We start from the raw sequence: 7982 nt of genomic DNA, 5'->3' as shown, positions 1-7982 counted from the left end.
TATCTCTTTGAGAATGTTATAATATGCATTTTTTACTATTTTAAATATATCTGTATGTTATATGTAATCTACTTGGATATATTGAAATAATTTTAAAAAGTCAAGAAACAATTAAAAAAACTTTAAAAAAGTGTTGACAAAAGTTTAAACCTATGTTATAATTAATACAGTTAAGAAAGGATGGTGAAAAAAATAAAAAATCAGGACAAGAGAAAGGAGAAAAACATGGAAGGAATGACTAATGAGCAATTTAAAATTGTACTAAAAATGATAATCGAAATAATCAAAAATTCTGAAACTAAAGAAGAAATGATTAAAAAAATAGAAGACTTGATGAACTAACAACCCACAAATCTTCTAAATGAACCGAGAATGAGGGACTTGTTCCCCCTCTTCTCTATAATTAATTATATCAAGGAACAAATTTAAAGTCAAGGAGTGATTTTGTGAAAAGAAAAGGATATAAAAACATTGAACAACAACTTGCAGCAGACAAAAGATACTTAGAAAATAATTTTCAAGCTAAACAAAGAAGAAAAGTAATAGTTGCAAAGTCATCTTGTAAAAGATTCATAAATGAACTTGCAAATATTAAAGAATTAGAAGAATTAGAAAATATAATCAAAACAAGAAAGGAATTTTTAAATATGAATAATGTAATAAGTATTTTAAAAAATGTGGAATATGGACGTTTAGGTAATTTAACTGAAGATGATAGATATGATTTTAGTATTAATTGGGATGAAATTACTGAAGAAGAAAAAGAACAAATTGAGAACTTTATATGTGAAAATGGTACAGATAAGGACATTTTTTCAAATGAGGAGTATCAAGATGGAATTAAATGTTTATATATCACAATAACCGAAGAAATGTTACAAAGTTTAATAAAATTTTTTAACAATAAAAAATAAGGGAGCTCAATTGCTCCCTTTTACTTTACTCAAAAGCTCTGTTGTCAACCCACTTTGCAAGTTCATGAATATAATAGTAGCCACCCTCTTCTTGTGTTCTTGCTGTAATAGTAAACTCTTTTCCTAAAAATTCATCACTACTTGTAATATGTTTATACCACTTATTTTCTCTTTTTGTCCATGCAAGATTATCTACAGAATATCCTTTATTTTTAACAACGGCTTTGAAATTACATTCGATAATATCTTCAAATGCACTTTCGTGAACCCAACCATTGAGATATTGACTGTAATAGTAATCATTCCATTTTTTGGTTAAAGTTACTACAAAGCCTATATAATTTACAGTATTTCCAACGTTATTTCTATCTGCACAAAAATTCGGTAAATTGTCTATTGCCCTATCATTTAATACAACTTTTCTGATTGAAACATCTTCCACTTCTTCATCATCTCCTTGTTTTTCATTTTCATTTAAGTATTTTTTTACCATTTCAACAAAAACCGACCAAGTAATACCATCTTTGCCCATTCTTATTTCATGAGGGCAATCTTTACCTGACCAATGATTATGCTGTACCATTCTGCTAATATCTATATTTTCTTCTTTCAACAAAAATGCAGCAAGTTTTGCTCCGTTTTCGACCGACTGGTTATAGTCTCCGTCGCTATTTACACAAATTTCTATTGATATACTTTCGGTGTTACCTTTACCTCTGCCGTCTCCCGCATGCCAGATTTTAAAATCGTGGTCGTGGGTTTGAATTGCCATTTCATCATCAACTTGCCAATGCCACCCATAACCAACTCCTGACCTAGCTTGTAGCCTATGATGTGCCATAGCATTTGCACCAGCAGAAGTGTTTCCGGTTTGGTGTATAGTCAAATAATTTTTAGGATTACCTCTTCCAAAGCTCACTTTGTTTGATACACTATCAGGAACTATAAGTCTTTCTATTTTCATAATTTTTCTCCTTTTAAAATTTTAAAAGGGAGCAATTATGCTCCCTCTAATTAATTATTTATTCTTCTTCTGAAAGTTCAGGAAGACCTACAGTGCTTGTTAACAAACTAAGAATACCTGCAAGAATTGCTGCACTTATAACTGCTTTCACATTTACTTCAGATATTAATGTAGATGTTCCAATTAGTGCAGCTCCTGTTTGTGCCATAGTTTTAATTGCTCTCATACCTGCAGCCTTAATCCATCTTTTAAAATCAAATTTCTTTTTCATAATGTTTCTCTCCTTTTTCTTTATCTGTTTTTTGTTGGCAATGCTAATGTTCTTTCTACCATTTTATCAACTATCCCATTGCCTTCAAGTTCTTTATAGTTGATAAATAGTTTTCGAAGTTGAACTACTTCATCTTGAAAAATAAAAGTACGTTCATCTGCTCTATTTACAATTTCAAAAATTTCTTTTCGCAGCAAGCAGCGTATTGCATTTGTTTGTTTTTCTTGTAGTTTTAATAGCTTTTTCAAAGGTCTTGCTATAGTTTTTGCTATTACAATTCCGCTGCAAATTATGCTTAAACAAATTGATATAACATTCAAATTTAAGCTAACTGATACTGTTTTCAAATCCACAATTTTATCACTCCTTTCTTAATTATTTTTAAGAATAATTAGTCGACTTTAATCCAATTTTCGGGATTAGTAATTGGACTAGTTCCGTTTTTATTAATTTTTGATGAGTAAATATGGTCATCACTTAAACATTTTTCAAATTTGTTATAAGTTTTTAAAACAGAGTAATTAAAGATTGGTTTTCCATCTTCATCAATTAATTGATATTTGTTTGTAGCTAACTTGTTAAACTTTTCATCTGATGTGTGGTCGTAAACTACTTCGTAAAGTCTGTTACTTTCTTTGAACCTGTCGCCTTTGATGTACTTATGATTAGCTTTAAAGCTATCGTATTGTTTTTGCTTTTCTTCTTCCGTTTCACTTGCATTGTCAAGCTGTGCGGGTGTTAGTATAATTTCTCTTGCTACTTCTAGCTTTCTTTTTTCTTCTCTTAAATCTGCAATTTCTTCATCTAAATCAAAAAATTTAGAGTTTTTGACTTTTACTTGTGCTTCAAGTGTTGCGACCTCAATACTTAAATTATCTCTTTCTTTTTCTTTTTTTAAAATTTCAACTTCGATTTTTGCATATTTGTTTTCTATCTCTTTTAATTTCATAATTTTACTCCTTCGCTTTAAAACTTATTCCACCAATTGAAATCCAATTGGTTTCTATTTCTGAACGATTTTCAATTAAAATGTTTCCATCTTTTCTTATTCTTAAAGTTGCACTTTTAAAACCTGTACACGGTACAGATCTTATTTCGTCCGCCTTTGGTTTGCAATCTTCTCTTGTAATTCTTGCAAACCATTCAGAAGTTGTCCCTTTTGCGATTCCTTGTAGGTGTACTATTCCGAAAGGATCTTTGAAATATTCCAATTCGTTTTCATGATCATAAGGTTTAGTCTCGTTAAAAAGATGTAATTTAGTACAACCTTCTAATTCTATTCCTTTATTGAATCCCATTTTTATATCATTTTCAAAAAAATTAGGTTTTGTAGAACTTTTCCCGACCGCGATACCCGTTCCTGATTCGTGAAAATCTAAAATTACAAAAATAGTATATACGTAAGCTATACTTTCATTTGAACTATTAAAATCAGATATACTTAACCTAAATTCATATTCTCTATCTGTTGAAACATTATAAGTTAATGTGTTTGAATTCAAATTTTTTTCATTTCCTGATATAACATTTGTCCAAGTTGAAGAACCACGTGGTCTTCTATCTATTTTCCAATTGCAAGGGTTTTTGTTTGCAATTGTTGACATTTTGAAGTTATAAATCAGCTTTACAACTTTTTCATCAGCTTCTGTTCTATCTGCTGAAAAATTTAAAATTTTTGGTGGATCATAGGGTTCAACTTTTATTGTTCTTTTTTCACTTGCAGTCTTCCCTCTGCTATCAGTAACTTTAATATCTATTTCGATATTTCCACTTTGTGTGATTTCTTTTGTTGTTATATTACTGCCACTATAAGAATTTTTATCAACTGTTACTATAATACTTTTTATAGTAGCACCCTCTTTGCTTGTAGTTTTAGTATTGACTTTGAGCTTGCTATGATTTTGAACATACACTCCTAATGCTTTAATTTTTGGATTAACTTCTAAAATATCTATTGAATCTATTGTTGGAGAAAATTCATCCGGAACTTTCATTTTCCAACCTACATTATAAGTTGTCTCACCAATTTGAACTCCGTCTTTAAAAGTATTAATCCCGATATCCATAAAAATTATTGAAGAATTTGGTTGTAAGTCTATATGCTTGTCAGTAGGTACAAAAGTTAAGTCTAAGTTACTTGTATTTTGTGCAATATAGTACCAACCACTGCTTCCTTTATCTCCGCGAATTACATACCATACAGTATGGGTTACATTCCCCGATAATTGTTTATCAATATGAATTATATGTAGTGTGTTTAAATATCTTGAACCTATCATGTTATCGCTTACTGTTGACATTCTTGGTATCTTGTCAAGTTCTATCGTATCAGAGCCACCACTAAAACCACTCACATAAGTTCCTCTTATCCTAGCTTTCAAGTCGCAATAACTTGACAGCCATACATCTAAAGTACCGTCATTATTATGATATAATCTTTTACTTATGCTACCAAGAGTGATTGAACTTCCACCACTTGTACTTATGCTTGGCGACGTAATACTGTAGTCAGTACCAGCAATATTTACAGTATGTGTTCTTTGACCTATATATAGATTATATCCACTATCACAAATTAAATATAGAGTTATATCTAAGTCACTATAATTCTCGTTAATGTTTTGTGTAGCTTCCCATTCAGTTCTAAGGGTGTATCCTCTATAACTTCCTGAAAAACTTCCTGAAAGTGCCATATACTACTCCACCACCTTTCTAAAAGAAAGATTTCCGTTTTCACGAGGCACAAAAGCGAAATTCCCTATTCTTATACTTCTTAAAATTCTTGCATCTGTTATATACAACTCTTCGTTTGAAAAATATGCAACTTCTTTTTCTTTCATAAAGAAAGATTGTTTTTTAGAGGATAATCTCATTTTAAATTCTCCATCTTTTTTCCCCATTTCCATTCCGTCGATGTCAAAACGGATATAGCTTGATATATCATCAAACTTTCCTTCGAAAACACTTTTGTCATTCTGATAAAGTTGTTTAAACTTTTCAAAATCAAAAGTTATAGACTCTTTAGTTTGCTTTATGCTTGACTTTATGAATTCTTTTAATTGTAAGTTGTTAAGTTCTAAATTATTAAGTTGCTTTGCTAATTCTGAGTTAGTAGTAGTTAGATTTAAAATTTCTTGTTTTAATTTTTCATTTTCCTTTTCTGTATCTTCAAGAGCAGGAACCCATGTTGTTGCAATTGTTCCCTCTTCAATTTTGAGTTTTTTAATTGAAAATACAGGTTCTTGATTATTTTCTAAAACTTCAACTAGAAGTTTTTTTACATCTTTTGCTTTTAAAACAACTCTTTTTTGCTCTTTACTTTTTACTGTTTCTTTTACTTCTGCAGTATATTCATTTAAAAAGAATTTTAAATCAAAATCTGAAAAGTTTATGCAATCGAAACTAAAAACATAGTCTTTGTTTTGTAATTTTAAATTGTCAAAAAGATAAAAAGCTAGTATGTTACTATTTACATCTGTATTTCTTTCAACAAATTTTATACTTTCGCAGTCGCCCCACTCTTCAATATCATTTAGTTTATTGTACTCTATACTTTTTGCTCCGAAAGTATGCCATTTTGATTTGTCAAAAAAGTAGCTGTTTGGTAGCAAGTTTCTTGCCCCAACCTTTACTTTTGACATTTCGCTTGTTACTGATTTTTTTACAATATTATTTATACTCTCATTTGAACTTAAGTCTAAACTCTGCCCAACATCAGCAGAGAGTTTATTTGCCGTTATAGAATTTGCAACTATTTCTTCTCCAGCTATTCCTTTTGGAGTTATAGCTGTTCGCCATTTCCACTCGCCATTAGGGTTTTTACTGTCTGCAATTAGGATTTTTCCAGCTCCCATATATACAACCTTTGTAGGACTGTTTTCTATGGGTTTATCAAATGAATAGTAACCTGCAGGTAATTTATATTCATTATTTGCTTTTAGTTCATAGTTATATCCATCTTCATTGAAATAGAAATTTGTAATATTTTTTAGAAAGCTTTCCATTCTACTTTCTAATTCTTGTTGTTTTTTTTCTTCTTTTTCGTTATCATTTTTTATTCTATCAGATGCAGATAAAACAACCTTATCTCCAAACTCAAAACTTATCAAATCCGAGTTTAAAAAATTCTTTTTGATTTTAAATATTCTTGTTTTATATCTAATATTTAGATCATTTCTAATAATTGTACAAGTTTCCCCAATTTCAACTAGTCCTTGAGATATAACTGTTGATTTTAGCTGTAATTTAGGTCTGCAGTTTTCTTTTGCATATAGATAAGTTTTATTTAAAAGTTCTTCTCTATCTTCTACATCAGAAAATTCTACAATCCCTACTTTTGGTGTTCCATCAGGATAGCCCCAAAGTTTAGTAGCTTCTTTTATTTCGACAAAATCCTGTCCGATCGGTTTATCAACCGGTTTTCCTTTTGATTTTTCCCAAATGACACCATCAAACTTTATTTTTCTTCCATAACCTTTTTCGGTCTGCTCCCCTTTGCCAAGTCCAATATAAGCTGTATAAATGTCCTTATCAGTTTCAGCAACAACTGTTAAAAGTTCATCTCCATATTCAAACCATTTTCCGTTGTCATTTGATATTTTGTCATATAGATTTATAGTCTTTGAAAGGATTTTTCCATCTTTAAATTCTATATGCGGTATAAATTCACAATCCCATTTTTTTAATGCTTCTAAAAAAGAAGATAGTACAGATTTATAATAAAAATTAGCACTTGAAGTTGTTGTTGCTTTACTAACTCCAACCTTCCAAGTGCTATTTTCTAAAATTTTATTAAATGCCTCTGCAGCAGTAACCTTTGTAGGTCTTATATCTCTTAAGACTTGACCTTTTAGGTCATCAAATATTATATGAATACCTTGTAGAGTTATCATTCCATTTTCTTTAATATTTTTTCTGATTTTATAAAGCCAAAAATTATTTAATTCTTTAACTCCAAAATATTCTGCTTTTTCAATTTCCTTATTATATTTTGTAATTGCAGTAGCTGTTATAAGTCCATTTAATTCAATTTCTTGGATGTTTTCTGTTAAGTCTTCCGGAGAAATAGTGTCTATTAATTCTTGTTTATTGTTAAATAAAAATATTCCTGATTTCATTAATACCACCTTTCCCTGTACTCTATTTTTAAGTTAGTTGCATTTGTTATTGTTACAACATTATTATCAAAAAGTTTAAAATCGTGATAATCACTTTCTACAAAGTCTAAATATGATTTAATATCTTTTTTATTCAAAAAAATTTTTTCTTTTGATATTTCTAAAATATCATCCTTAGTAAAATTCCCATTTAGAATAATTTTTGTTCCTTTAGTTTCATTTCTTAAAATAACTTTATTTGTTCCATTTGTTATTTTTGCAGTTATGTTTTCTATTTTAACATCAAGACTGTATTTTGATTTTATTGTCTTATCTACTGTTAATTTATCGCCAAAAACAAAAGGGTTCTGACAGAATATAGTAAAAGACCCTACACCTTTATTAAGTGCAGGATCTGTAACTTCTGTAACTCTACCTAGTCTATATCCCTCTTCATCTGTTACTTTAAAAATAACATCTTTATCAGAATTTATGCTATTATTTAACTTTTGCATTGTTTTAAAAAATTCTAAATGATTTTTAGAGTTTATAAGAAAATCAACTATTACTTTTCTTCCAGGATATTTGCTTTCTGTTATATATTCTCCGTCTCTTCCGGAGATTGATATTGAATTGATATTCCTTACAAAAAGCCCTCTTCCTTTAACATCAATTGTAGTATAGTCTGCTATTGTATCATCTAAGTTTATATTATTAAAAAGTAATTTATATCCCAT

8 protein-coding genes are annotated in these 7982 nt (G+C 29.4%); 1 reads left to right on the top strand and 7 read right to left on the bottom strand.

All coding sequences use genetic code 11. The features are described 5' to 3' along the window. Positions 1-446 precede the first annotated feature (446 nt). A complete protein-coding gene (locus VJI94_RS07445) occupies positions 447-914 on the top strand; it encodes a hypothetical protein (protein WP_324008890.1) in 468 nt (155 codons plus the stop codon). Between the two features lie 25 nt (positions 915-939). Here the strand turns inward: VJI94_RS07445 and VJI94_RS07440 are convergent, their stop codons facing one another. Genes VJI94_RS07440 through VJI94_RS07410 form a run of 7 tightly spaced genes read right to left on the bottom strand, consistent with a single transcriptional unit; the run spans position 940 to position 7982 of the window. After that, positions 940-1878 carry an N-acetylmuramoyl-L-alanine amidase family protein gene (locus VJI94_RS07440; RefSeq protein ID WP_324008889.1) on the bottom strand — a complete coding sequence of 313 codons (939 nt, stop codon included), beginning with the start codon at positions 1876-1878 and terminating at the stop codon, positions 940-942. A 58-nt stretch (positions 1879-1936) separates the two neighbouring features. Then, complete coding sequence (locus VJI94_RS07435) at positions 1937-2149, bottom strand: holin (protein ID WP_324008888.1); 213 nt, start codon at positions 2147-2149, stop codon at positions 1937-1939. 20 nt (positions 2150-2169) lie between these two features. After that, complete coding sequence (locus tag VJI94_RS07430; protein ID WP_324008887.1) at positions 2170-2502, bottom strand: hypothetical protein; 333 nt, start codon at positions 2500-2502, stop codon at positions 2170-2172. A gap of 38 nt (positions 2503-2540) precedes the next feature. Beyond that, positions 2541-3098, bottom strand: a complete 558-nt coding sequence (locus VJI94_RS07425) for a hypothetical protein (protein ID WP_324008886.1) — start codon at positions 3096-3098, stop codon at positions 2541-2543. 4 nt (positions 3099-3102) lie between these two features. Continuing rightward, on the bottom strand, positions 3103-4842 hold the full coding sequence (locus VJI94_RS07420) for a hypothetical protein (RefSeq protein ID WP_324008885.1): 1740 nt from the start codon (positions 4840-4842) through the stop codon (positions 3103-3105). A 3-nt stretch (positions 4843-4845) separates the two neighbouring features. Next, a complete protein-coding gene (locus VJI94_RS07415; protein ID WP_324008884.1) occupies positions 4846-7266 on the bottom strand; it encodes a phage tail spike protein in 2421 nt (806 codons plus the stop codon). Then, the gene (locus VJI94_RS07410) at positions 7266-7982 is read right to left on the bottom strand and encodes a distal tail protein Dit (RefSeq protein WP_324008883.1); all 717 of its coding nucleotides are present in this window, start codon (positions 7980-7982) and stop codon (positions 7266-7268) included. The genes VJI94_RS07415 and VJI94_RS07410 overlap by 1 nt, the downstream gene beginning before the upstream one ends.

The sequence above is a fragment of the Parvimonas sp. D9 genome, from assembly GCF_035282565.1.
In the GTDB taxonomy this organism is placed as follows: Bacteria; Bacillota; Clostridia; order Tissierellales; family Peptoniphilaceae; genus Parvimonas; species Parvimonas micra.
Note: the sequence above shows the minus strand (reverse complement) of the source record. Positions and strands in the feature narration are given on the sequence as shown.

Bases quoted from the DNA above. Each gene is read 5' to 3' on its own strand.
- VJI94_RS07440 (WP_324008889.1), bottom strand. From the start codon at position 1,878: ATGAAAATAGAAAGACTTATAGTTCCTGATAGTGTATCAAACAAAGTG.
- VJI94_RS07435 (WP_324008888.1), bottom strand. From the start codon at position 2,149: ATGAAAAAGAAATTTGATTTTAAAAGATGGATTAAGGCTGCAGGTATG.
- VJI94_RS07425 (WP_324008886.1), bottom strand. From the start codon at position 3,098: ATGAAATTAAAAGAGATAGAAAACAAATATGCAAAAATCGAAGTTGAA.
- VJI94_RS07420 (WP_324008885.1), bottom strand. From the start codon at position 4,842: ATGGCACTTTCAGGAAGTTTTTCAGGAAGTTATAGAGGATACACCCTT.
- VJI94_RS07415 (WP_324008884.1), bottom strand. From the start codon at position 7,266: ATGAAATCAGGAATATTTTTATTTAACAATAAACAAGAATTAATAGAC.
- VJI94_RS07410 (WP_324008883.1), bottom strand. From the start codon at position 7,982: ATGGGATATAAATTACTTTTTAATAATATAAACTTAGATGATACAATA.